This window comes from Acidobacteriota bacterium (assembly GCA_016713675.1).
GTDB lineage: Bacteria > Acidobacteriota > Blastocatellia > Pyrinomonadales > Pyrinomonadaceae > OLB17.
Genome location: JADJOS010000001.1, coordinates 223,089 through 248,376 on the forward strand (window position 1 = coordinate 223,089; position 25,288 = coordinate 248,376).

Annotated in this window: 24 protein-coding genes; 16 read left to right on the forward strand and 8 right to left on the reverse strand. The window is 53.1% G+C overall.

The window, feature by feature from the left end:
* Positions 1-153: 153 nt before the first annotated feature.
* The 11 genes from msrA (at position 154) to pepT (ending at position 10,302) form a co-directional block, all read left to right on the forward strand.
* Positions 154-822: a peptide-methionine (S)-S-oxide reductase MsrA gene (msrA, locus tag IPK01_01055; GenBank protein ID MBK7932086.1), complete on the forward strand. Its 669-nt coding sequence runs from the start codon at positions 154-156 to the stop codon at positions 820-822.
* A gap of 110 nt (positions 823-932) precedes the next feature.
* The gene (locus IPK01_01060; GenBank protein ID MBK7932087.1) at positions 933-1,103 is read left to right on the forward strand and encodes a hypothetical protein; all 171 of its coding nucleotides are present in this window, start codon (positions 933-935) and stop codon (positions 1,101-1,103) included.
* 378 nt (positions 1,104-1,481) lie between these two features.
* The gene (locus IPK01_01065) at positions 1,482-2,261 is read left to right on the forward strand and encodes a hypothetical protein (protein MBK7932088.1); all 780 of its coding nucleotides are present in this window, start codon (positions 1,482-1,484) and stop codon (positions 2,259-2,261) included.
* An 840-nt stretch (positions 2,262-3,101) separates the two neighbouring features.
* Positions 3,102-3,587 (forward strand): RNA polymerase sigma factor, encoded by a 486-nt coding sequence (locus IPK01_01070; protein MBK7932089.1) that lies wholly within the window; start codon positions 3,102-3,104, stop codon positions 3,585-3,587.
* A 175-nt stretch (positions 3,588-3,762) separates the two neighbouring features.
* Entirely contained in the window at positions 3,763-4,443 is a 681-nt protein-coding gene (locus IPK01_01075) for a hypothetical protein (GenBank protein ID MBK7932090.1), read from the forward strand.
* 69 nt (positions 4,444-4,512) lie between these two features.
* The gene (locus IPK01_01080; protein ID MBK7932091.1) at positions 4,513-5,226 is read left to right on the forward strand and encodes a hypothetical protein; all 714 of its coding nucleotides are present in this window, start codon (positions 4,513-4,515) and stop codon (positions 5,224-5,226) included.
* Between the two features lie 75 nt (positions 5,227-5,301).
* A complete protein-coding gene (locus IPK01_01085) occupies positions 5,302-6,153 on the forward strand; it encodes a hypothetical protein (GenBank protein ID MBK7932092.1) in 852 nt (283 codons plus the stop codon).
* 70 nt (positions 6,154-6,223) lie between these two features.
* The gene (locus IPK01_01090) at positions 6,224-6,817 is read left to right on the forward strand and encodes a dCTP deaminase (GenBank protein ID MBK7932093.1); all 594 of its coding nucleotides are present in this window, start codon (positions 6,224-6,226) and stop codon (positions 6,815-6,817) included.
* 10 nt (positions 6,818-6,827) lie between these two features.
* The gene (locus tag IPK01_01095) at positions 6,828-8,273 is read left to right on the forward strand and encodes an aldehyde dehydrogenase (protein MBK7932094.1); all 1,446 of its coding nucleotides are present in this window, start codon (positions 6,828-6,830) and stop codon (positions 8,271-8,273) included.
* A gap of 34 nt (positions 8,274-8,307) precedes the next feature.
* On the forward strand, positions 8,308-8,973 hold the full coding sequence (locus tag IPK01_01100; protein MBK7932095.1) for a cupin domain-containing protein: 666 nt from the start codon (positions 8,308-8,310) through the stop codon (positions 8,971-8,973).
* A gap of 99 nt (positions 8,974-9,072) precedes the next feature.
* Positions 9,073-10,302, forward strand: coding sequence for a peptidase T (gene pepT, locus IPK01_01105; protein MBK7932096.1), 1,230 nt, complete (start codon positions 9,073-9,075; stop codon positions 10,300-10,302).
* 40 nt (positions 10,303-10,342) lie between these two features.
* Here the strand turns inward: pepT and dnaJ are convergent, their stop codons facing one another.
* The 5 genes from dnaJ to hrcA all read right to left on the reverse strand — a co-directional run bounded on the left by dnaJ (position 10,343) and on the right by hrcA (position 15,450).
* Complete coding sequence (gene dnaJ / locus IPK01_01110) at positions 10,343-11,440, reverse strand: molecular chaperone DnaJ (GenBank protein ID MBK7932097.1); 1,098 nt, start codon at positions 11,438-11,440, stop codon at positions 10,343-10,345.
* Positions 11,441-11,595: 155 nt separating this feature from the next.
* Positions 11,596-13,401: a molecular chaperone DnaK gene (dnaK, locus tag IPK01_01115; GenBank protein ID MBK7932098.1), complete on the reverse strand. Its 1,806-nt coding sequence runs from the start codon at positions 13,399-13,401 to the stop codon at positions 11,596-11,598.
* Between the two features lie 51 nt (positions 13,402-13,452).
* A complete protein-coding gene (locus tag IPK01_01120) occupies positions 13,453-14,280 on the reverse strand; it encodes a nucleotide exchange factor GrpE (GenBank protein ID MBK7932099.1) in 828 nt (275 codons plus the stop codon).
* A 48-nt stretch (positions 14,281-14,328) separates the two neighbouring features.
* Positions 14,329-14,592 (reverse strand): hypothetical protein, encoded by a 264-nt coding sequence (locus IPK01_01125; GenBank protein MBK7932100.1) that lies wholly within the window; start codon positions 14,590-14,592, stop codon positions 14,329-14,331.
* A 6-nt stretch (positions 14,593-14,598) separates the two neighbouring features.
* The gene (gene hrcA, locus IPK01_01130) at positions 14,599-15,450 is read right to left on the reverse strand and encodes a heat-inducible transcription repressor HrcA (protein MBK7932101.1); all 852 of its coding nucleotides are present in this window, start codon (positions 15,448-15,450) and stop codon (positions 14,599-14,601) included.
* A gap of 104 nt (positions 15,451-15,554) precedes the next feature.
* Between hrcA and IPK01_01135 the strand changes: the two genes are divergently transcribed.
* Complete coding sequence (locus IPK01_01135) at positions 15,555-16,280, forward strand: M48 family metallopeptidase (protein ID MBK7932102.1); 726 nt, start codon at positions 15,555-15,557, stop codon at positions 16,278-16,280.
* A 440-nt stretch (positions 16,281-16,720) separates the two neighbouring features.
* Here IPK01_01135 and IPK01_01140 read toward each other — a convergent pair whose 3' ends face one another.
* On the reverse strand, positions 16,721-18,223 hold the full coding sequence (locus tag IPK01_01140; protein ID MBK7932103.1) for a hypothetical protein: 1,503 nt from the start codon (positions 18,221-18,223) through the stop codon (positions 16,721-16,723).
* A gap of 173 nt (positions 18,224-18,396) precedes the next feature.
* Here IPK01_01140 and IPK01_01145 point away from each other — a divergent pair, with 173 nt between their 5' ends.
* Positions 18,397-19,179 (forward strand): SDR family oxidoreductase, encoded by a 783-nt coding sequence (locus IPK01_01145; protein MBK7932104.1) that lies wholly within the window; start codon positions 18,397-18,399, stop codon positions 19,177-19,179.
* Here IPK01_01145 and IPK01_01150 read toward each other — a convergent pair.
* Positions 19,176-20,981, reverse strand: coding sequence for a hypothetical protein (locus tag IPK01_01150; GenBank protein ID MBK7932105.1), 1,806 nt, complete (start codon positions 20,979-20,981; stop codon positions 19,176-19,178). The genes IPK01_01145 and IPK01_01150 overlap by 4 nt on opposite strands.
* A gap of 102 nt (positions 20,982-21,083) precedes the next feature.
* On the opposite strand from IPK01_01150, the gene IPK01_01155 reads away from it, so the two are divergent.
* From IPK01_01155 to lpxK, 3 genes are all read left to right on the forward strand, one after another.
* On the forward strand, positions 21,084-21,650 hold the full coding sequence (locus tag IPK01_01155) for an aminodeoxychorismate/anthranilate synthase component II (GenBank protein ID MBK7932106.1): 567 nt from the start codon (positions 21,084-21,086) through the stop codon (positions 21,648-21,650).
* A gap of 72 nt (positions 21,651-21,722) precedes the next feature.
* A complete protein-coding gene (gene trpD / locus IPK01_01160) occupies positions 21,723-22,805 on the forward strand; it encodes an anthranilate phosphoribosyltransferase (protein MBK7932107.1) in 1,083 nt (360 codons plus the stop codon).
* A gap of 111 nt (positions 22,806-22,916) precedes the next feature.
* Positions 22,917-23,930 (forward strand): tetraacyldisaccharide 4'-kinase, encoded by a 1,014-nt coding sequence (gene lpxK / locus IPK01_01165; GenBank protein MBK7932108.1) that lies wholly within the window; start codon positions 22,917-22,919, stop codon positions 23,928-23,930.
* Between the two features lie 125 nt (positions 23,931-24,055).
* On the opposite strand, the gene IPK01_01170 is transcribed toward lpxK, so the two are convergent.
* Positions 24,056-25,273: an AI-2E family transporter gene (locus IPK01_01170; GenBank protein ID MBK7932109.1), complete on the reverse strand. Its 1,218-nt coding sequence runs from the start codon at positions 25,271-25,273 to the stop codon at positions 24,056-24,058.
* Positions 25,274-25,288 lie beyond the last annotated feature (15 nt).

Genomic DNA, 25,288 nt, shown 5'->3' on the forward strand with positions numbered 1-25,288 from the left:
CCTATTTTACGACTTTCGCATTCAGACATCCTCGTCAGATAGTTTCCAAGATTCTCGCCTGAATCCAAACGCACAAATTAGGAGAAAATCATTTCGTCGGAATAGAATGATGCCGTAAGGGCATCTAACAACATTATGAGAGCGCTATTCTTTATGAAGTTATTCACCGTGTTATCTATCGCCGCTGCTATTGGCTGCAGTGTTGTCAGTAGTTCGTCAAAGGCTGTCGACCTAAAAGACGTGATGCCCGAGGTAGCTCCCGAAACGGCAACGACGGCGAAAGGAATGCAGACCGCGGTCTTCGCAGGCGGCTGTTTTTGGGGTGTCGAGGCGGTGTTTGAACGCGTAAAGGGCGTGACTGATGTCGTATCAGGCTACTCAGGCGGCGACGCGAAAACCGCAAATTACGACGACGTAAGCGACGGCAAAACAGCCCACGCCGAGGCCGTTAAGATCACTTATGACCCGACAAAGGTCACGTACCAGCAGCTTTTGTTCGTATTTTTCTCGGTCGCCCACGACCCGACGCAATTGAATTATCAAGGCCACGACCGCGGCACGCAGTACCGCTCGGCGATCTTCTATTCGGACGAAGAACAAAAGAAAACGACCGAAGCATTCATCGCCGCGATCGAAAAGTCAAAAGCATTCTCCTCGCCCGTCGTCACCCAGGTTGTCCCGCTCACAGCCTTCTACGACGCCGAGAAATACCACCAAAACTACCTCGTCCGCAACCCGAAAAATCCATACATTGTCGCCCACGACCTGCCAAAGCTGGCGAATCTAAAGAAACAATTCCCCGATCTGTGGGTTGAGAAATAAATATCCAGGGTCCAGTCGTTCGATCCCAGCGGGTGCTGTCACTTTTAGGCGGGGGGGGGGCGCCCCGGGGGGTCCTGGGCCCCCCCGGGGGGGGGGAGATCAGGATTAGCGTGACCGGGGCTGGGGCCAGTCTTTTGCTGCGGGCTCTCGACGGGCTCGAGAGCGTAAACCTCTCGAGTCATCGTTATTCGCGTCCCCAACTGCCGACGTGCCGCGACATCGCTTTTGGCGGGCCGCGCGCCCTCGCATCCGTCACGCTGGTCCGGGCCATGTCAGCCTGAAAGGGGCAGATTCGCCGCCTGCGCGGTCAGCAATCCAACTCAAGATCTACAGCCTCTGTGACCGACCACGCCTCGCGCTCTGCCTCAGAAACCTACAGCCTCTGAAAATCCACAGCCAACGGCCGCTAAAAACTCTACACTCCGTAGAATCCCAACAGCCGTAGAACTCGCCCGTGAAGGGCGGGAGGGCTCCAAGTCGCTATGGCGGACTTGATCAGATGCGGCGTTATTCTCGTTATTGTGAGCCGCGAAACGACCTATTGCGGATGTCAGGGGTCTCTATGCTGCATTCGCGGCTAGCCGCCGGAGAACCCGCACAATGAAGGCGTTACAATCCGTTAGGCTATGGCGGGCTATGTGCGTGAAGAGCACATGCGAATGCCCTATATTTGCGGGCTGACCAACAACAAGCGCTACACATCCGTAAACTTAGGAGGAAATATGAAGAAGTTGCTTCCAATATTCATGACTTGTTTGTTGCTCTCAAGCCTCTCGTTCGGACAATCTAACCAACCTAGCTCGGTACTGGTTGAAGGGGAACTTCAAAGTTCTCTAAATGTTGCCACAGCAAAATTAGGTGATGAAGTTGTTCTCAAGACAACGAAGTCCATTAAACAGAATGGCACGGTCATCATCGCCAAAGGTTCAAAGATCTTTGGGCTTGTTACGGGTGTTCAAAGGAAATCGACTGATAACACAGGATCGAGTATCTCAATCCGTTTTGATCGAGTTGAGCGAAACGGTTCAGTTACGCCTATTAGATCTTTTGTAAGTTCTGTATTCTCGATCGACGGTAAAATGCAGTCGGCTGAAAACGATCATGATCGAGCCGTTGCCGCTGCAGCGAAGGTATCCGGGCCCTACGAGCAACGGCGGCCTGCAATACAACCAACTCCGTCAGGGATCTTCAGCCCGAATGACGGCCAAGGCAATCCGACCGGCTATGTTAAGAAATCGGCAAGTCGCACTCCGCCAAATATGCCGCAAACATTTCAAGGAGTAGAGGATTCTGCCCGTATTTCTGATCGTGACCGCAAGTCGCTCTCGATCTTTCAATCATCCGATACTGCATCTGAAATAAGTTCTACCATCAGCCTTTCAAACGGAAACTTGAAACTAGGAAAATGGACCATGATCACCCTAGTGATCATCCCCTAAATACAGTCACCTCATCAATGGGCCTCGCTGACTGTCAAAAACACGATATTCGAGGTTCCGCCCCTCACCAGATCGGGAGCCCCATTTTTTGATGCTCCCCCAAGCTGTTTTTGGAGGGAGCCGATACCCAATATCGGGCGACCATCCGTCACAACGGATGTTACCACGCCCCAAAAAGCAAGAGATCAGTGTCAGCCCTGCGATTCGAACACTAAGAGACCCGTGAACCTGCATCCGTCATGTGATACAGTATTTCATAGATGGAACGCTGTAAGACAAAATCTTGCGTTTTTTTAGAAAGGAGTGGGACAAGGTCAAAAATGCATTGTAAACGTTGAAAACACACTAGTTATCTGTCCCGCAATGTCGCGGGACAGATGCGGGACAGCGTGGGACAGGAATTGAGCAAGATCTCGGTAACAGGTTGCCGGACAATCACTTACGCAAGCTTAGTCGGTTCTGTTGTCCCGCGCTCCACCTGTTGACACTCGTCCGCCAATGCCGGTTTTACCAGCAAATTACCGCGACCGGACATGAGTATCGCAAAAATAGCTTTACCTTTATGTGAATTGAACGTAAAATTTGTGGGTAGTTAAGCAACCAACGCTTGGAGGTAGGTCATCATAGCCCAAGAAGAAGTTTTACAATCCGGCAGCGATCTATTAGGAGCGACTATGAACTTGAGTTCGGTGGCGGTCGAACGGGATCTTCCGTTTGGATACGAAGAGAGTTTAGAGCAAACATTTCAGGCACCGAGCTGTCGAAGCGGTGTTTGACGAAAGTGCGCCGGACATCGACCTGTGCCGTTTGGCGACGGGCGGCAACCTCGCGGCGTTTGAGATGATCTATCAGCGGTATCATCGCCGCACCTACAGCCTCGCGCTTCGCATGACCGGCAGCCAGACCGAGGCCGAAGATCTCACACAAGAAGTTTTTATTCAGTTGTTTCGCAAGATCGGCAGCTTTCGCGGCGATTCGGCATTTTCGACCTGGCTGCACCGCATGACGGTCAATCAGGTCCTGATGCATTTCCGCCGCCGCAGCGTTAAAAATGAACGCACGAGCGAGGACGGCGAGATGCCCGAACAGACAGTTCGCGGCACCGCAAATCCGAACAAAATGCAGGTCGTCGATCGCATCGCTCTCAAAAACGCGATCGCCGAACTGCCCAACGGTTACAGAAACGTATTTGTCCTGCACGACGTCGAGGGCTTTGAGCACGAAGAGGTCGCCCGTATCATGGGCATCTCCGTCGGCACGTCGAAATCGCAGCTTCACAAAGCAAGACTCAAGCTGCGCGGACTATTGATCAAGCAAAAAGATTAACTGATCGTCAATTAAAATGACACGAACAAACCTTCCCGTTGTTCGTGTTTTTTGTGTCAAACGACCGCAGCTTTAAAGATAAAGATCAGTGTCGAAAGGCAACTATTTACAGGGTTAGATAATCTATCTAAACGGAATGCATTGCGACGAATGTAGAGAATTATTGAGTGCCTTTATGGACTGCGACCTTGATGAGGTCCGCTCCGAAGGTATCCGCGCTCACCTCGCGATTTGTGAGGATTGCTCCGCAGTATGCGAGGACATTGCATCGCTCGTTGACGTCTGCCGAACAGAATCGCCAAATGAGATCTTGCCGCCTAATTCGCAGGCTCTCTGGTGCCGGATAAACAACATCATCGAAAGCGAGGTAGCTCCTGAGAAAGTTGTTCCGCCCGAGCCTCGAAAACGCTTTTGGCAGCTCTCGTTCCCGCAGCTCGCCTCTGCATTGGCTGGCATTGCATTGGTCAGTTCGCTGCTGACCGTGGTCGTGATCAGACAGTATACTCAGCCCACGGCCGAGGATTTCACAACTCGAAACCCGGCCACGCTGACGACATTTGAAAAGGTCTTGGGTAAGGTCGGCCTGATAAGCACTCCGCAGCAAGCCCGTGAAAAGCGGGTCAGGGAACAGCAGGCTGCGATCGACTATTGGAATAGCCGCGTTCAGGCCCGACGAGTACAGTGGGACCGGAATACGCGTGAGGCATTTGATCGCAATTTGAAGGTCATCGATCAATCGCTGAATGAATATACCGTGATCCTTGAACAGGATCCCGAGGATGACCTCTCGAGCGAGATGCTCGACTCGGTTTTGAATGACAAAATGAATTTGCTCCGGGATTTTTCGGATCTCTAGTTTCAGGTAATGTTAGTTGGTTTTAACCCCTCGTTTTGGCACAAGGCTGCCGCAAAAACTACGATTCTAGTGACCGTAGTTTTTTTCTTTGCGCTGTTTTCAGCCGAAGCATCGGCCCAAAAGAAATTCTCCCGTACCTATCCGGCCGGACAAAACGTCCGTCTCCAGCTTCTTAATCGTACCGGCACTGTGACAGTTGAGGGTTGGACTCGAAATGAGATCGCCATAATCGCTTCGCTCGAAGCTCCTGCCGCTTTGATCGAGCCTCAGAATCTCAGTGGGACCATTGTTATCAATCTTGTAAAAGACAATCAGGGCCGCAACGAGGTCGGAAGCGTCAACTTTCTGATCCGCGTGCCTTACACGTCGATGGTCGATATCGAGACTAAGATCGGCAATCTCAGCGTTAGCAATATTCGCAGCGGGCTGGTACGCGCCCGCATCTCCAGCGAAGGCGACATAACGCTGATGAATATCGGCTCGAGTGCGGTCTCAGCAGAAAACGTCACCGGTGATATATTTTTCGACGGAGAGATACAGGACGGCGGCAACTATCGCTTTTCCTCGATGCGCGGCAACATCAATTTGCGAATACCTGTAAACTCTTCGTTCCGAATGGTTGCGACGGCACCTTCGACCCGAAATATTTCACTCGGCTCATTCACCAACGGGAATACCAACTACCTCGGTGACGGCCGGCGTGTCGTCGGACGTTTTGGCGACGGCAGCGCCACCCTTTCGGCAACCAACCAGCAGGGCAGCATAACTTTCCTCAGGCGTTGAGCCGGACAGCATTGACCGGACCTTCGCGTAAAGCGTAATATTGTCGCAGTTTCTCTCCGTTAGTACACAAACAAAATGAAGAATCGAAACCTGACCTACGCGTTTGCCGTCGCAGTTATTATTGCGAGTTTTTCATTCGCCGGACACGGCCAATCAGCCAAGCGCACCATCACCAAGACCGACAGATTTGACTTTGGAGCGGGCGGAACTGTATCGGTCATCGGCGCTCCGAACGGTTCGATAAAGATCACCGGCGGGGCAAAGAACGAGATCGAGATAAATGCCACGATCCAGATCGAGGCCCCGACCGAAGCTGATCTAAACCTATTGGCCATGGTCACTACATTTATCTTGCAGGAAGCGACCGGAAAGGTCTCGATCCTCAGTTCCGGGACCCATAACAAACTCGGCGACAAAAAAGCATGGAAGAAATTCCCTAAGGCCTTGTTCGGACTCCCGTTTAGGATCGATTATGTGATTCGCGTACCGCGTTATTGCGACCTCGACATCAACGGGGGAAAAGGAGATATCGATATCTCAGGTGTAGAGGGTACATTCAAGGTAGCGTCGATCGAATCGAATTCCAAGCTCAACCTCATCGGCGGCGGCGTCGCAGCAACTTTTGGGGTTGGGACGGTCGATGTCACTATGCCGGACCGCAGTTGGCGGGGTAATGTGATCGACGTCGCACTTGCCAGCGGCACAATGACCGCTCACCTACCGTCGAGTATCAGCGCCGACCTCGATGCCGTCGTCCTCAGATCAGGCAAGATCGAAAATTCGTTCGTTGATTGGAAGCCGCGAACGCGGACAGTGCCGTTCACCGAACAGTCGATAATCGCAAAGGCCGGAAGCGGCGGCGTTCCGATGAAATTCACAGTTGGCGAAGGCAAGCTTAAATTGATGCGGATCGCGAAAACGAACTGACGTTTTGAGTTCCAACTTCAGTTGGCTAATCGTATAATGTTTGGAAAGCTAGAACTGGAACTCACAACCTATGACAATTAAATCTGATATTTGGCTGCGCCGAATGGCCGATGAACATGACATGATCACGCCGTTTTTGCCTGAGCTGGTGCGTGAAGTGAACGGCAATCGCATCATCTCGGCCGGTGCATCGAGCTACGGCTATGACATGCGGCTGGCCGACGACGGTTTTCGCATATTCTCGTCCGTTTACGCCGACGAGATCGACCCAAAGCGATTTGACGAAGATTCATCATTGATCGAACCGCCTGTCCGCGAAGCAGACGACGGTGCGAAGTACTATCTCCTGCCGCCGCATCATTACGGCCTCGGCGTGACGGTTGAAACTTTCAAGATGCCGCGAAATGTGACCGGCGTCGCCCTCGGCAAATCTACCTACGCCCGTGCGGGCCTGCTGGTCAACACCACGCCGCTCGAAGCCGGCTGGACCGGACGCCTCGTAGTCGAGATCGCCAATCTGGCCAATCTACCGCTCCGTGTATACATTAACGAAGGGATCGGCCAGATCTTGTTCTTCGAATCTGACGAGGATTGTGCTGTCAGCTACGATGACCGCGGCGGCAAATACCAAGGCCAAACGGGCCTGACATTCGCGAAGGTGTAGTCAGAACCAAATGCAGCGAATCGACAATTACATCAATGGCGAGCTAGTACCCTCATTGTCGGGCGAATATTTAGACAGTTTTGATCCGTCTACAGGATCCGTCTATTCGTTGATCGCCGATTCGGACGAACGCGACGTTCGACTCGCGGTTGATGCGGCGAAAGCAGCTTTTCCGGCCTGGTCGAGCACATCGACGGAGGCTCGTCATGATATCTTGATGCGGCTGGTCGCTCTCATTGACCGCGATCTTGAGCAGTTGGCATTGGTCGAATCGATCGATCAGGGCAAACCGCTTTCACTCGCCCGCACCGTAGATATTCCTCGTGCGATCTCTAACTTCAAGTTTTACGCTACCGCCGCGATGCACACGGCAAACGAATCGCATGACAGCGTAGGTCAAAATGCGATCAACTACACAATGCGTCAGCCGCTCGGCGTGGTCGGATGCATCAGTCCTTGGAATCTGCCGCTCTATTTATTCACCTGGAAGATCGCACCCGCAATCGCTTCCGGCTGCACTGTTGTGGCCAAACCGTCTGAGGTCACACCAATGACGGCATATTTGCTTTCGAAGCTCTGCATCGAAGCAGGCATGCCGCGGGGCGTGCTCAATATCGTTCACGGACTTGGACCAAAGGTCGGATCGGCGATGTCCGTTCACAAGGACATCAAAGCGATCTCGTTCACCGGCGGAACAAAGACGGGCGAGGAGATCGCCCGCGTCGCTGCTCCGATGTTCAAAAAGCTCTCGCTCGAACTCGGCGGTAAAAACCCCAACATTATCTTTGCCGACTGCAACTACGAGGAAATGCTTGCTACAACCGTTCGCTCCTCATTCTCAAATCAGGGCGAAATATGCCTGTGCGGCTCGCGTATCTTTATAGAACGGCCGATATACGAAAAATTCAAGTGCGACTTTTTGGAGAGCGTTTCCGCCTTACAGGTAGGCGATCCTTTGCTGGCTGACACTGATGTGGGAGCGATCGTCTCGAAACAGCACTTTGACAAAATAATGTCGTATATCGAACTCGCTCGCGAAGAAGGCGGCACGATCTTGACCGGCGGAAATTCGGTCACAGTCGATGGACGATGCTCCGACGGCTGGTTCATTGAGCCGACCGTGATCGAAGGACTGACTTTCGATTGCCGGACGAATCAAGAAGAAATATTCGGCCCTGTCGTTACGCTCATGCCGTTTGACACCGAGGAAGAGGTTCTGCGGTATGCAAACAGCGTTCGATACGGTCTCTCAGCGACGGTCTGGACCGAGAATCTCTCACGAGCCCATCGTCTGGCGGCCCGACTCGAATCCGGTATCGTCTGGATCAATTGCTGGCTACTGCGCGACCTTCGGACACCGTTTGGCGGAGTAAAGGACAGCGGCATGGGCCGCGAAGGCGGCTTTGAGGCGCTACAGTTCTTCACCGAAGAAAAGAACGTGTGTATACGCATTTAGTCAAAAATTCAATGCTGTTTCGTTTGAGGAAAATATGAACACCATCAAACGAATTCTATTAGGAAGCATCGCATTAGTACTGGCCTATTTTGCATTTAGTATTTATCTCGACAGCGTTTTCATTCGTCCGCAAAAGGTCGTTCTCGACAACTACTTTCGTCCGGGCGATAAATTGGTCAGCAGATTCGAGGGGTTTGACCAGACTGTTCTCGGAGTAAAGGACGGTTGGCTGCATACGCGGCTCGAAGTGATGCCGAACGCCGCCGGCCCGCCCGAACACGCCCACGTCCACTTCACTGAAACTTTTACGGTCAAAAAGGGAAAATTAAGCATCCTAATAAACGGCGAAAAGCGAGTCCTTAAGGAAGGCGAGACGATCTCGATATCGCCGATGACGATGCATAAGCCCTTTAATGAAACCGGCGAAACGGTTATCATCGAAAGCGACGACACCAAGACGTTACCCGTCGAATTCGGCTATCATCTCTCTCAGATGTACGGCTTTATGGACATGCATCCGAGCGGCCCGTCGATGCCGCAAATGCTGATGCAGCTTTCGGTCTATGGTGACGATTTCGATTCGATCATCGCCGGCCCACCAGTCGGGATCCAGCGTGCGATGCGTACGCTGATCGCCCCGACAGCCCGATTGTTCGGTTATAGTAGTTATTATGAGGAATTCAAACCAAAGCGTAGTTGAAACGTAATAGAAATGATGAAAAAATTTGCCGTAGTCCTGTTCGCGTTGTTGTTTAGTATTCAGGCTTTTGGCCAGTCAAAAGCACCGACGGAATCCGTGATGTCGCGCTTTCTGCGGTACGTTAAGATCGACACCCAATCGGCTGAGGATCAACCGGCTCCGCCGAGCACAAAAAAGCAGCTTGTCCTGGCTAATTTGCTGGTTAAGGAGCTGAACGATCTAGGCGTTCAGAACGTTCGAATGAGCGAATGGGGTATTGTTTACGGCACGGTTCCCGGAAATTTGCCTGACAATTCGAAAGTTCCGACGGTGGGTTTTATCGCCCACATGGACACTTCGCCTGCAGTTTCCGGTGAAAACATCAATGCGGTCATTCATAAGAATTATCAGGGCGGCGATATCGTCTTGCCGAATGATAAGACCCAGATCATCACGGTCGCCAAGAATCCGGCATTGAAAGGATTGATCGGCGATGACATCATCACCGCCGACGGAACCACTCTGCTTGGCTCCGACGACAAATCGGGCATTGCTGAGATAATGACAATGATCGATATCCTCAAGCAGAATCCATCGATCAAGCACGGCAACATCTCCGTTGCGTTCACGCCTGACGAAGAAGTCGGCGGCGGGATAGAAAAGTTTGACGTCAAAGGTTTCGGTGCCAAGTATGCTTATACGGTCGATGGCGGCGAACTTGGTGAGATATCCGATGAAACATGGACCGCCAAAACAGCTACGATCACATTCAGCGGCAAATCAACGCATCCGGGGTATGCCAAGGATATTCTCGTAAATTCGTCATTTGCCGCCGCGGACCTTCTATCGCGGTTCAACGACCCAAAAGTACCGAGGCCGGAAACGACCGAGGGCCGAGTCGGTTTTGTCCATCCGTACAATTCGACGCTCGATATCGAAACGTCGACCGTCCGTGTCCTGCTCCGGCATTTTGATATGTCAGGTGTTGATGAACAGGAGGCAATGATCCGCTCAATGCTCGATGAGACGAAAAAGAAGTTCCCAAACGTTGGCTCCGAAATGACGGTCCGCGTCGGTTACCTCAATATGAAAGAGGAACTGAAGAATCACCCGCAGCTTGTCGAATATGCGAGTGAAGCTGCCAAACGAGCCGGTGTTACGCCAAAAATGAAACCGATCCGCGGCGGGACCGATGGTGCGAGGCTTACCTTTATGGGTCTGCCGACTCCGAACCTATTTACGGGCGGTCACAATTTCCACGGCAAGCTCGAATTCAACTCGCGCAAGGGCCTAGAAAAATCAACTGAGAGTTTGGTAAACCTCGTCCAGATCTGGGCGGAGAAAAAGTAGTCGCTTGTCAGAACCGCCTGCGTTATCGGGCGGCTCTGACCTAACCAAAGATATTCCGCACCTTATCGAGGAACGACTCGTCCGTAAAATCTGCGTCTTCGATCTCCGCAAGCTGCTCTAGCAGCTTGCGTTGTTCTTTTGTCAGCGTCTTTGGCGTGATGAGCGTAACCGCAACAAACAGGTCGCCGCGGCCGCGGCCGCCGAGAGCCGGCATTCCTTGTGATTTCACTCGGAAAACGGTTCCGGTTTGGGTTCCGGCGGGAATCTTTAGTTCTTCTTCGCCGTCGAGGGTTTGGACCTTGATCTCGGCACCGAGAGCCGCTTGGGCGAACGTTATCGGCACTGCCGAATAAAGATTCGCACCCTGACGTTCAAATCGCTCGTGCTCGGCGACGTGCAGGACTACGAATAGATCGCCCGCGGGGCCGCCGTTTACGCCGCCTTCGCCTTCGCCGGAGACGCGTAGGCGTGAACCGGTCTCGACGCCTGCGGGGATCTTGATCTCGATCGTCTTTTCTTTTTCAACACGGCCCTGGCCGCGACAAGTTTTGCAAGGCGATTTGATGATGCGGCCTTGGCCCGAACAGTTCGGACAGGTTCGCATGACGCTGAAAAAGCCCTGTTGATAACGCGTCTGGCCGCTGCCTGCACAGGTAATGCAGATATCGGCGGTCGTGCCTTTTTCGGCACCGCTGCCGCTGCATTCGTCGCATTTTTCGAGACGCGGAATGCGGAGCTTTTCGTCCTTGCCGGTCGCGGCTTCTTCGAGCGTGATCTCGAGGTCGTAACGCAGGTCCGAGCCGCGTTGGACGGTCGAACGCCTCGACTGCCGCTGCCCGAACATATCTCCGAAACCAAACACTTCGAAGATGTCCTCGATATTCGAAAATCCCGGATCGAATCCCGCACCTTGTGCCCCGGCCTGATGCCCAAAACGGTCATACGAAGCCCGTTTGTCCGCATCCGAAAGCACCGCATACGCCTCGGCCGCTTCCTTGAATTTCTCTTCCGCCGCCGGATCGTCAGGGTTCTTGTCCGGATGATGCTGGACCGCTAAAGCCCGATACGCCTTCTTAATATCCGCGTCCGACGCCGTTTTCGCAACGCCCAGCACTTCGTAATAATCTCGTTTAGCCATAAGAAAAGATCAAAGTTCGAATTTTGGTGCATAAGGTTTCGATTTTTTGAACCTTGTACATTGAACCCTGAACTTAGAAAACGTCAGCCCAAATACTTTGAACTGACGCATCTCTTATTTTGCGATATCGGCCATGATTTCTCAAGTCCGGCAGTCTACGCCATTGTCAGCATCGCCGCTGTGATGCGGTTGGCGGCGGATTCTACTTTGCCTAGCTGTTCCTGGATCTGGCTGACGCTTTCGGACTGCATCATTTCTTCGGCTTCGTTTAGGATGCCGTTGATGGTTTGCTGGTCTTCGAGGGCGAGCGATTTGCCGATCTCGACCATTGCCCGGCGGGCGTTGCGGATGAGCGAATCGAGGCGGTTGCGTTCGAGAATAAGTTCGCGTTCGCCGCGGTCGCGTTCGACCGACGTTTCGGCTTCGATGATGAGGCGTTCGATCTCGTCCGGGGCGAGGCCTGACGAAGGCGTGATCTGCATCGCCTGTTCGAGGCCGGTCATTTTGTCTTTGGCCGAAACGCTGACGATGCCGTTGGCGTCGATCTCAAAACTTACATCGACCTGCGGCACGCCGCGTGGTGCCGGCGGAATGCCGACGAGTTCGAATTTGGCGAGGCTGCGGTTGGCGCTTGAGATCTCGCGTTCGCCCTGTAAAATGTGGATCTCGACCGACTGCTGATTATCGACAACGGTCGTAAACGTCATCGTATTCTTGAGCGGAATGGTCGAGTTTCGCGAGATCAGTTTGACAAACAAACCGCCGCGGGTTTCGAGACCGAGGCTGAGTGGCAGAACGTCGAGTAGCACAATGTCTTTAACATCGCCCGTCAGAACGCCGCCCTGGATCGCGGCTCCCATCGCAACGACCTCGTCAGGATTGATCTCCGACGATGGCTCTTTGCCGAAAACCTCGGTCACCGTGCGGGCGATGATCGGCGAACGCGTCTGGCCGCCGACGAGGATCACCTTGTCGACATCGCTTGGCTGCAGCTTGGCATCCCACAGAGCTTTCTGGCACGGCTCGACGGACGATTCGACGAGATCTTTGACGATCTCTTCGAACTTATCGCGACTTAACACAGCGTTGATGTGTTTCGGGCCCGACGGATCGGCCGCGATAAACGGCAGGCTGATCGTCGTTTCCGCAACGGATGAGAGCTCGCATTTTGCACGCTCTGCGGCTTCCTTGAGACGCTGCAATGCAAGTCGGTCGCCGCGAAGGTCGATGCCGTTTTCGGTCTGGAAACCTTCGACGAGCCAATCGATTATGCGTTCGTCAAAATCTTCGCCACCGAGAAAGGTGTTGCCCGATGTCGAGAGGACTTCGAAAACCCCGTCGTTTATCTCCATGATCGAGATATCGAAGGTGCCGCCGCCGAGATCGTAAACAGCGACCTTTTCGGTCTTCGATTTACCAAAACCGTAGGCTAAGGCAGCCGCCGTCGGCTCGTTGATGATGCGTTCAACCTCGAGTCCGGCGATCTTGCCCGCGTCGCGTGTCGCCTGACGCTGCATGTCGTCGAAGTAGGCGGGAACAGTAATGATCGCTTCGGTTATCTTGTCGCCGAGGAACTCTTCGGCAGCGAGTTTCAGCCGCTGAAGCACGATCGCCGAGATCTCGGGCGGACTGTAAATGCGGTCGAGAACGCGAATGTGGGCGTCGCCGTTTGGCGCTTTGACGATCTCGAAAGGCACGTTTGTGCGCATCTTTTCGACTTCGGGAGCGTCGAATTTGCGGCCGATCAGACGTTTGACGGCATACAGCGTGTTCGCAGCATTCGTCACTGCCTGACGCTTAGCGATCTGGCCGACGAGACGTTCGTCCTTGTCCGTAAAGCCGACCACCGACGGAGTAGTGCGGCCGCCTTCTTTGTTCGATATGATCTGCACCGTGCCGCCTTCGAGTACGGAGACGCAGCAGTTCGTAGTGCCTAAATCGATTCCTATTACCTTGCCCATAATGGTTGAGTTCCTCGTTAGTTGTTAGGTCTGACGCCGGGAAGCGACAATTTACGCTTCGGTGGTCGAAGCGTCCGGATCGTGAGGTTCCGATTCGATCTCGGCCGCAGGTTCGGCCGTCTGTGGGGGAATAGACTTGTGTGTTGAGGTTGAAGTTGTGACCTTGACCATCGAATGGCGGATCACTTTGTTGCCTATACGATATCCGCGAAGCAGTTCATCGGACACCATATTGGTCGGCATATCGTCGCGTTCCTCGGTGGCGACGGCCTCGTGAAAATTCGGGTCGAACTCTTCGCCCTCGGTCGGGATCGCGGTCACTCCCATCCCGGCAAATACTTCGTTGAGTTGCTGATTGACGAGCACAATGCCGTCATATAGTTGCTGAAATTCCGGCGATTTCTTCTCGGCATCGCTCGGTACCGAATCGAGTGCACGGTTCAGGTTATCAAGCACCGGGAGCATCTGGGCCGCCAGATTGGCGATCTGATCGATAAATGAACCACGCTTTTCCCGATCCATGCGGTACTTGAAATTTTCAAAATCCTTTAGTCGACGATCGCTCTTTTCCTGGATCTCATTTCGCTCATTGCGGAGCTCCATGACCTTAAGTTTGAGTGAAGCGATCTCATTCTCGAGTTCGAAATTGCGGGCCTTTGTCGCCGGTGACGCATTTCCGTCGGGTGCCGCAGGCCGCAAATTGAGATCCTGCTCAACAAACGCCTGCGCAGGATTCATATCCACATCCGAATCTTCGATCTCGATCGAAAGGTCGGCTGTGATGTGCAGATCCTTTTCCTTCGCTTCGAGCTCGCGGATAAAATCCTCGACCGACGGGCTCGAATCCATATCGAGGTCGTCCAGCGAATCTGTGGGCATTGGGATTTGATCTTTTTGGTTCATTAGCCGTGCGACGGACGCTCACGGCTATTTCCTTTCGCCGTCAACGGACATCATTTTTTCTAACGTGCGGGCAACGTACGAGACGATCGAGATCATTCTCGCGTATTCGATCCTCGTCGGTCCGAGGACGCTTAGTGTGCCGACCGCCGAGCTGTTGCCGATCCGGTAAGGAGCCGAGATCAGTGTGCAGTTTTGAAACGACGGCGTGCGGTTCTCGCTGCCGATGACGACCTGTACATCGCCTTTCGCCTGCGCATCGCGTTCGATGCACTCCGTGAGTATCTGCATCAAACGTTATTTTTCGCCTATCGTTCGCAGCAGTTCACGGAGGCGTTCGAGATCGGCAAAATCGCTCTTTGACAAGATATTCGACGTGCCGTCCACGAAAACTTCGCCGAGCCGGTCGTCTTCGTCCTCAATACTCTGAGAGCAAAGGATCACGGCTGTTTGAAGCAATTTGTCAAACAAGGCCTTTTCCTCGTGCATTAGAGACATGATCTCGGCACGGATCTCGGCCAGGCTCTTTCCGGCAAATTCCTTGTTTAGATAATTTGCGGTTCGTTCGAGTTCGTCGCGTGTAAATGGCACGCCGGTCCGGATTATCTTGTTATGGACAATGTTCGGGGCCGAGACCAGAACCACGAGAATGCGGTTGTCGCTCAGGTTTACAAACTCGATGTGCTGCAGGCGATCACTCGCCAAACTAGGCGATACCACGATGCCGACATTATTAGAAAGAGCCGAAAGCAAATGGGAAGTACGTTCCATCAACCTGTCCGGAGTGTCGCCTAGGTCAAGCGAATTCAGGCCGTATTCCTCGCCTATGCGATGGAGGTCGTCATTCGAAATACTCAGCACGCCAAGCAGGTTGTCAACGTAAAACCGGTATCCTTTATCAGTCGGAACGCGTCCGGCGGAAGTGTGAGGCTGCTCGAGCATTCCCATCTCTTCCAGTTCACCCATCACGTTGCGGATCGTTGCCGAGCTGAGACCCGAAGCATTGGCGAATTTGTCTGCAAGTACCTTAGAACCTACAGGTTCGCCCGTGACAAAGTGTTCATTGATAATGGCCGTCAGGATGATCTGACCGCGAGAATCGGGAATTTTCCCGCTATCAGTAACTGATCTTGGGTTGATTTGATGCATAGGCCTTTCGGGGCGTATGCTATTCCCATATAAAGAGATAGCATTTTCGCATACGCGGTGTCAATAAAAATTGTTTAAACCAGTTGTTTTATCTTGTCTGCTACGTGACCGAAATCATCCAACAGATCAACGAACTCTACGCCGAGGCTTTCCGCTGGTACGACCCAAAACGCGCCTGTCCGGCGATCCATGTTTCATTTTACCCGTATGTCGGCATAAATCATACGATAAGGATCCGCGAGGGCCAAATTTTTGTTCGCATCGGCACGATCTGCCTTGAGATGCCGCTAGCGTGTCACAAAGGCCTCGCGTATATTCTCGTCGGCAAGCTGCTGCGAAAGAAGATCCCGGTCGGAGCCCGTGCGGTCTATTCGGCGTATGTAAAATCCGACACGATCCGGCTCCAAGCCGCGGATAACAAACGCGCCAAGGGTCGAAAGGTCGTGACAACATCGAAAGGCAAGGTCTATGACCTCGACGAGATATTCGAATCGATCAACCGCGACTATTTTCGCCATGCGATCGAAAAGCCCGTGCTGACGTGGTCGGCCCGCAAAACCTATCGCATCCTCGGCCATCACGACGCAACGCACGATCACATTACGATCAGCACTTCGCTCGATTCGCTCGATGTGCCGCGATACGTGGTCGAATACGTCGTCTTCCACGAAATGCTCCACATCGCCCACCCAACCAAACACGTCAACGGCCGCCGCTACAACCACACGCCCGCATTCAAACGCGACGAACAGAAATTCGCCTACTACCAAGAGGCTGAACGTTGGATCGAACGCAACGTCCGAAAACTAAAACGCGAAGCGAAGCGATAGTCTGATCGGCAGGTTTGTCCCGCTTGTCCCGCTGCTGTCCCGCAATTTTTCGAGTCCTAGCGGGACAGGTAAATCATTGTGTTTATTGGTGTCACAGCAATGCTATACCTTTATCCCGCACTATTTCAAAATAAATGCACGACAAGGTCTTACAGGACGCTAACCATTGCAAATAATAATGTTACGGAATTTAGCATGTTCCGGCAGCGGCGATCTCACGTGGGACAGGCATTTTTGAATGATCGTCGCTCCGGCGATAAAATCCCACGTTCCGCGAGATCGATAGCCTCATATTCAATTGTCAAAGATCCCAATTCCCGGCAATTGGGCACAAACTATTATAATAGATTTGTGTTGTTAATTGGTAATATTTTTATAGATGCAACAAATAATCAGCGGTCATGTCAGTACCACCTGCGGTAGCGGGTGGTACTGACAAGTTATTCATCCCCGTTAAGTTGAGCGATGATCGAGCCGATCAGGCCAAAGTCGGAGGTCGTGCGGCGGTCGATGCCGGTTTTTGTGAAGCGAGTTTCGGTAAAATAGGTCGAAACGGATCGAATATCGCCTTGTTGCTCGCGTGCGAGCATTTCAACGAGCCGAAGAATATTGGCGGTCTCGATCCCGAAGGTCATGACTGCCGCATTTTTTTTGTCAAATAGTTTTCCATTTGGGGTAGTTCTAAACCCGCCATTTGGCTTTTCGTCAAGACATTTTGTAACGCCCTCGTTATCACCCACTAGGACACTGCCGCCTGCGAAACCGGCAGCAATGTCGCCGTCCGCTTCGGTCCAGTGCTCAACATTTGCAATACCGAACGGCTCCTTGTCGGGCTTCAGCCCTTCAAGAAATGATGACCTTACTTTGTTCGGATCGGTGACACTCGCAATAACGACCGGCTGCTCGCCATCGGCCCCGAACTTTGTCGTTATTAACGTTGAACCGACCGCACTCAGGAAAACCTCCGGCGAGCGAACGCCATAAGGTTCGAAAAACAAGCCGCCGAATTCCAAGATGACTTGTCCAGACACCGGATCCGCAGCCTTCTGGGCGATCAGCAATAGGCTTCGCCACGCGATCTGCGGCTGTTTTAGGTTGTAAACAGTAACGGAAGTTGAATCAAGAGGTAACTGGTTAAGACCTTCCGTATTTGCATCACCAGGAGCCATCGTTTCAGCAAAGACAGCGGTTATGTCCGGTGGCATACCAATAGTGTATTTGTCCTCGATTCCCTTCTCGGTATTTATCGAAGTCCACGAAATTTCGGTTATCGAGTTTCTGATCAATTTCGGAAGAATGCCGGCGATGGCGGATTGGACTTCGGATTCGTCGGCAGCTTCGCTGGCGAATTTTAGGCCGGCGAGAGCTGCTATTTGGGCGATGCCGTCGGTGGAAACATAACCCTGGGCAAGGGTCGTTCGGTCGGTCACGGGAACTTTTCCGGTTTTTAAGATGCTGTCGGTCTCGCCGCGTTTTACGGCGAGGCATTTTTCGATAGCCGGTTCGTCGTTACCAAAATAGATGATGCTGTCGATGACAAGGGCGTACGCCTTTCGTCCGTCAGTAGCGGTCCAGGTGAAGTATTTGCCGCCGTTTTTGTCGGTCTTTTCGACGGTTGGTTCGCTGTCGTAGATATTGGCGACAAAGCTGCCGAGCTTTTTCTCGGCGAAGGTGACGGCGTTTGAGTTCCACGCGTGCGTATCGGCGATAGCGACGAAACGCGGCTGGACACGGCCGACGCTGTGTTCGTCAGTGAGCTTTTCTTCTCTGGTCTCAAAACCGGTGACCGCAACGGCGAGCTGCACGCCTTTGAGAGCGGAGAGATCAGGCTTGCGCTTTGCCGCTTCCATAAACGGCTTGGCATCAACGATCGGCTGCAGAGCGGCGGCGAGGTCGTTCGTCTCAAGATAGACCAGCGTCTCGGCGGGAACCAGTGTACGCATATCGGTCGGTTTGGTTGAGCATGAAGACAGGAAAATCAACCACAGATTGACACAGATAAGGATAGATAAGGACAAGATATTTCGCAACAATTTGTATCGAATTCGGAAATTCCTATATCTGTGTTTATCCGTGTTCATCTGTGGACGATTCTTTGCTAAAATCCGAAGTCAATATGGACAAAATATTTGCTGATAACATTTTACAGGGTAAGGTTGCGTTTGTAACAGGCGGCGGGACGGGTATTACGGGCGGCGTAGCGAGGGCGTTTGCGGAGCATGGCGCCAAGCTTGCGATCACGAGCCGCAAGACCGAAAATCTCGAAGCGATGAAGGCTGAGGTCGAGGCTTTTGGCGGCGAGTGTTTTACGTATGCGGCGGACGTTCGCGATTATGATGCCGTCGAAAAAGCGATAGCGGCGGCGGCGGAGCATTTCGGGCAGATCGATATTGTTGTAAATGGGGCGGCGGGCAATTTCTTATGTGCGGCCGATCAGCTTTCGGCGAACGGGTTTGGGACGGTTGTCGATATCGATACCAAGGGAACGTTCAATGTATGCCGAGCGGCATTCGAAGAGCTGAGAAAGTCAAAAGGGCAGATCCTTAATATCTCCGCAACACTCCATTATCTGGCAACGCCGATGCAGATACACGTGTCGGCGGCAAAGGCCGGTGTCGACGCGATCACGCGAAACCTGTCGGTCGAATGGGGCCGCCACGGTATCCGCGTCAACGGAATCGCGCCGGGGCCGATCGAGGATACCGAAGGCATGAAACGCCTCTTGATGCCGGAATTAAAGGAAAAACTAACCCGAAAGATACCACTCCAGCGTTTCGGCCGAATCGCCGATATTGAGAACGCGGCTCTATTCCTAACGTCCGATGCTGCAAATTACATCAACGGCGTCACTCTGGTCGTCGATGGCGGACAGTGGCTGTTGGGAACAAGTCTGGCCTAACGCGGATCGATCGGATCGTCGCGGTCGGTCATGACATCGGTCAGCTTGTCCGATTTGATATCTGCGGGTGTTCGCTTATCCAGCACCGCCCGCAGGACCATCATTCTGGCCAGCACCCGCACTTCACCGCGTTCAAATGTGTTGGTCAGATTTTTCGTCTTAACAAAATCGGCCTTCACGAGCGAACGGATCGTACCGCTCGCCATTCCGAGTTCGCCGGTCAATTCGCGTATCATCGAACCGCCGAACATACCCACCTGCACTTCGCCATCGTCGATCATCTCTTCCTGAACGTCGATGAATTCCGCGACCTTTACGAACGCATTGATCGTGTCATTTGCACGCAATATGGTCGATTCGAGCAGCGGAAAAGCTTTGTCCGGATCTGCCTCGGCATATCCTGAAGCGAGCATCCAGCTCAGCAGATAATCCTGATAATTCTTCGGATTCGGATCGACCATGCGTTCGGCATCACGCATGATCTCGTCTGCCAACTCCTTGTCGCCCATCTTTGCGACCTGAGCAGCAAGCAGGCTCAGGGCGACGATCTTTTTGTCCTTGCCCTTTGTCTCTGAGATTATCTTGCGCGCGTTGGCGATCACCTTGTCACGTTCGTCTTTCGGCAGGTTCTTGCCGCCGATCGAACGGAGATCGTCCATCATTTTGCGTTCGGCCTTTTCTTTCTCCTCACGCTCTTTCATATCACGTTCCCATTGCTGCATGGTATTCGAATTTGAACGAGGGGCCGGAACAGCATTCGCCGCCATTGTATTAAAAGCTGTGCCCGTGCCAACGGCGGTATTTGTGGAGGCTCCGGTCGTTTTTGGAGTTTTGAATTTTGCCCGGATCTGGGCCGCACGGCCGGGCAGGTATTTTTCGATCTGATTTGCCCATTGCGCGCTGCCATATGTCGATCCGTCTACGTCCTTTATCTCGAGAACTGCCTGGGCAAAGATCTCGGCGATATCACGGAGTTCGTTTGCGTCATAGATCGCCTTTTTTGCTCCGGGCTTTTTCGATTCTGCGAGGTTCGAGGCACCGTAACTCAGCAGCGTGCTGAAAAAATAGGGGGTCTTAACGACCGAACGGTCAGAACTGATCTTGCTCAAAATGGCGTCGCCAAATTCGATACCCTTTTCCGTGTCCTTTGCATAGATCGCCTTGAGCAGTTCGATGTGGTTCGAATCGAGACCGCGTTTGAGAGATTCCTTTCCGTAAGCGACGCCCTTGGCGGCATCGCTCTCAGCGATCTTTTTCATCAAACTCGTCTCGAAGTATCTGTCGCTTGATTCGGCTTCCTTAAGAAATTGCGGATTTGAGATAGACGCAATACTGTCGACGAAAAAGTTGTACGCGAGGTCAGGTGCGTGCTCGGCGAGGCTCATAGCGATCTGCTGGCGAACCGCCATCGCGATCCGAAATTTTCGTTGTATCTTGGTCTGTCCGCGGCCGCCGAAAAGGAATCCGCCGCCTTCGTCGTCATTTGAGGGGTCGGCGGCAGTGTTCATCTCAGCATCAAACTGCGTCAAAAGCTGTTTGAAATCGAGAACGACCTGGCCGTACATCGCCTTCGCCTCTTTATCGTCGTGAAACCACATCAGCGAAGCAAGTTCGGAGCTAAAACTGATCCGGTTTTCGATCGACCGCAGGCGGCCGACCTCAGATGCCGTATCGCGAAGGAATTCGATCGCGTCCTTTTCGAGCTTTTCGGCGGCCTCGGACCTTTTATCGGGAACGGTCTGGCCGAACGAAAAAGCGGTAAATGACAAGATAAGAAGAATAGAGAGGAGTCTTTTTGGCATAATTGCGACCTCGGGCGTGTGTGCGTTTATGATAGAGTTATTGGTCGAAATAGTAAATGGAGAACGCCCGTAGAACCGCGTTTTTGCATGCCTGATGTAACGATGCTGTTAGTTATCGACAATTACGATTCGTTCACTTATAACCTCGTCCAATATCTCGGCGAGCTTGGGGCCGAGATGCTCATTGTGCGAAATGACGAGGTGACGATAGATCAGATCGAACATGACGTAAAACCGGATCGAATACTGATCTCGCCCGGGCCGGGCAGCCCTGATACAGCCGGAATTTCGCTGAGCGTGATCGAGCGTTTTGCAAATAAACTGCCGATCCTGGGCGTTTGTCTTGGACATCAGGCGATAGGGCAGCATTTCGGCGGAAGAGTAAAGTGGGCTCCCGAGCCGGTTCATGGAAAGCCGGTGGAGATACTACATGACGGAAAAACGATCTTCCGTGATCTGCCGTCGCCGTTTAGGGCCGGGCGCTATCATTCGCTGATCGTCGAACGCAATACGTTACCCGAATGTCTCGAGATCTCGGCCGAATCGCCGGATGGTCTGGTAATGGGACTCAGGCATCGAGAGCTCCCGATCGAAGGCGTCCAGTTTCATCCTGAGTCGATATTGACCGAGCACGGCAGAAAACTGTTGCAAAACTTCCTCGAACTCTGACATATTAGATAGAGGGGATCTTTCCCGCCTTTCGCTCCCTGCCGACCGCCGATTCGCCGATTCGCCGAAAATATGCGACACAATAAGACTGACTGGTTGCTAAGTGCACCGGTCACGCCGACAAATCCAAAGGCAAATTCGCCGTTATTCCCGTACATTGCGAGGCTGATACGCGGCGAGGATCTGAGCGCAAAGGAATCGGTCGAGTTCTTTCGTATTCTGACCGATATGCGGCACGGTTCGATCCAGATCGCAGCCGCACTCACGGCATTGACGGCAAAGGGCGAAACTGCTGCCGAACTCGCCGGCATGGCGAGCGTCATGCGTGAGCAGGCGATAAAGATCAAAGCGTCTCAGAAAAATGCGGTCGATATCACAGGAACGGGATCGTCGTCGGCAAAGACCTTTAACGTATCGACCGCCGCGGCCATCGTCGCCGCCGGTGCCGGATTGATGGTCGCCAAACAGAGCAGCCGCGGCGTGACTAGCCAAACAGGTAGTGCCGACGTACTTGGCGAACTCGGCGTCAAGGTCGCAGGCGAACCGGAGATCGCTCAGGCGAGCCTAAACGGCGTTGGACTTTGCTTTATGTTCGCCCCAAAATTTCATCCGAGCCTGAAACGCGTCGGCGAAGTAAGGCGAGCACTGGGTATTCGCACGTGTCTCAACCTTCTCGGCGTCATTGCGAATCCGGCGGTCACAAAACAAGTAATCGGGGTGTGGCACAATTCGCTCGTCGTGCCGGTCGCAAATGCTCTGGCGATGCTGAAAACAGACAGATCCTGGGTCCTGCACGGTGCAGATGGAATGGACGAGATCACCATCGCGGGGGAAACTCACGTTGTCGAAGTTACCGGCTCGCAAACACGGCAGTTCAAGCTGACACCAAAAGATTTCGGTCTCAAGGCCGGCCCGACCACAGCCTTGAAAGCAAATTCCGCCAAAGAAAGTGCAGCGATCATTCGCGAGATCTTGGCAAGCAAACGCCGCGACGAAGCCCGTTCGATCGTTGTCATGAACGCCGCTGCGGCTCTTGTCGTCGGAGGCGTAGCCAAAGACCCGCTCCATGCCGCCCGCCTCGCCGAACAAAGCATCGACAGCGGCCAGGCCCAGAACAAGCTAGACCGGCTCATTCAGATCACAAACAAAAAATAACCTGTCCACTCGTCACTGACGACTGTCCATCGCCAAGGATCGACCTTATTCAGTGGATAGTGGCTAGTCGCAAGTGGATAGTTTTGGAGTGATGCCTGATAATTAAGAGCAATGCTCTGGCTGCTTGGTCACATTTTCGGCAAGGTCGCGGAACTTCGAAATTCGCTGTATGACAAAGGCGTGCTCGATGTTTTCGATCTGAGAGCGCGCGTGATCAGTGTCGGCAACCTGACCGCGGGCGGCACCGGAAAGACGCCGCTGGTCGCGTATATCTCGAATATTCTTCATTCCCGCGGCGAGACGGTTTGTATCCTTACACGAGGCTATGGGCGAAAAGACCCGAAAGAACGTGTCGTCGTCACCGACGGCAAACGGATCCTGACGGACGCCGAACACGCGGGCGATGAACCGTTCGAACTCGCGAAAAAGCTGCTCGGAAAGGTCATTATCATCGCCGATGCCGACCGCGTTTCGGCGGGCGAATGGGCAAGGCGAAAGTTTGGCGTGACGACATTCATCCTCGATGACGGCTTTCAGCACCGCAAGGTAAAACGCGATTTGGACATCGTTTGCATCGATTCGACAGATCCGTTCGGGGGCGGCAAGATGCTCCCGGCCGGTCGACTGCGTGAGCAGAAAGTCGGCTTGGATCGAGCCGATGTAGTGATCGTGACGCGTGCCAATCTCGGCAGCGGAATTGCCGTCTTGAGGTCGAGCATCGCCGATCTAAATCCCGAAACTCAAATATTCACCTCGGAAACTGCGATCAGCGGCGTGGTCGACCTCAAGGACATCCAGTCAAAAAGGCGGCCGACGCAGCGTGAGATCAAGGAGCACAAGGTCTTCGCCTTTTGCGGAATCGGAAATCCGGAGATCTTTTTTAAACAGCTCTGGCAAGACGGTTTCGACGCCGCCGGAACAAAGGCCTTTCGCGACCATTTTGTCTATTCGCAGAAGGATGTCGCCGAGATCGAAAGGCTCGCTCGAGATTCGTCCGCGGACCTTTTGCTGACGACCGCCAAAGACGCGGTGAAACTGCAGGAACTCGAATTCACGCTTCCCTGTTATGTGGTCGAGATCGAAATGGTAATAGACAGGCCGGCGGAACTTGCGGCTCTCGTTTAGCGCCTTTTTGTAGGCGGCTCCTTCTTGTCGCCCCAATAGAAAAACTTGATCACGAGCACGTAGACCGTGATGCTCAGGAACAGCAGGACAAAGAAAAGGGTTATCAGCCAGGCCAGTGATGACATTTATGCATTCTCCTCGGCGGGAAGTTCGTCTTCTTCGAACCAGTGCGAAAAAAGGCTGCGGCGGCCCTGATGTTCGAGGATGTGCCGGTAAAATACGGTAACGATCGCGACGATCGGTATCGCGATAAAAACGCCGGGAATTCCCGCCACCTGCTCACCGGCAAGAACCGCAAGTATTATCGCCAACGGATGCAAATGGATGCCTCCGCGGACGATACGCGGATAGGTGACGTAATCATGCACTATCCTAACGACGATCAAAAAGATCGCAACGTAAAGGGCTTTCCACGGATCGTCCGAAGCGGCCGAAGTCAAGATGACGATGAGCCCGATACTGGCCGGCCCGAGAAGCGGCACGAACTCAAAGATCCCTGCCAGGATACCAAGCAGCAACGCGTATTTTAGGCCCAAACTGTAAAATCCGATCGTACAGATCGTTCCGATAAGAAAACACGAGATCAACTGGGCCCTTGTGTAGGCTGCCAGCGTCGCATTGACATCCTGCAGCACAGATTCGGCCCGTAAACGCCAACGCCCTGCCGGAAATGCCCTCAGGACAGCCAGTCTGAGCAGATTTACATCCTTGAGGAAGAAGAATGCCAGGATCGGGATCAGAAGCAGCCAGGGGACAAATGTCGCGGACGATAATACAAAACTGCCGATACCTAATGTGATCCCTTCGCCGAGCGAAGTGGCCTTTTCGTTTATTTTGTTCTGGATATCGTCCGGTATCCTTAGCCGGTCAAACCGTTGGTTGAGCTCGTTCGCACGCTGTTGGATCGCACGGCCATAGGCCGGCAGGTTGGTCCCAAATTCTTTGCCCTGCTCGATCACTCGCGGTGCGACATTTGAGATCGCGTAACCAACGGCAGTAAAAACGACCAGATAAGCAATGACGATCGCCAGCGACCGTGGCATAAAGCGTTCAATGCTGCGGTCCTTGAACGGCTTTCTGATCAGTTTGACGATCGGATCGATCAAATATGCGAAGAACACCGACAGGACAACAAGGAAAAATAGATACGTGAGCGACGAGATGATGCTCTGAACATAACCGGCGACAGCGACGAGTATCAACGTGATTATCACCACTCGTGCGATCGAGGCAACCGACGGCGATGACGGATCGAGGATAACTCGCCGGATCGCCTTTTTGCTTTCGACACCGCGGATCTTTTCGGACACGGGCGTTTCTTCGGGTAGATCTTGGTCAGCCATAGGTCGCTTCCATCA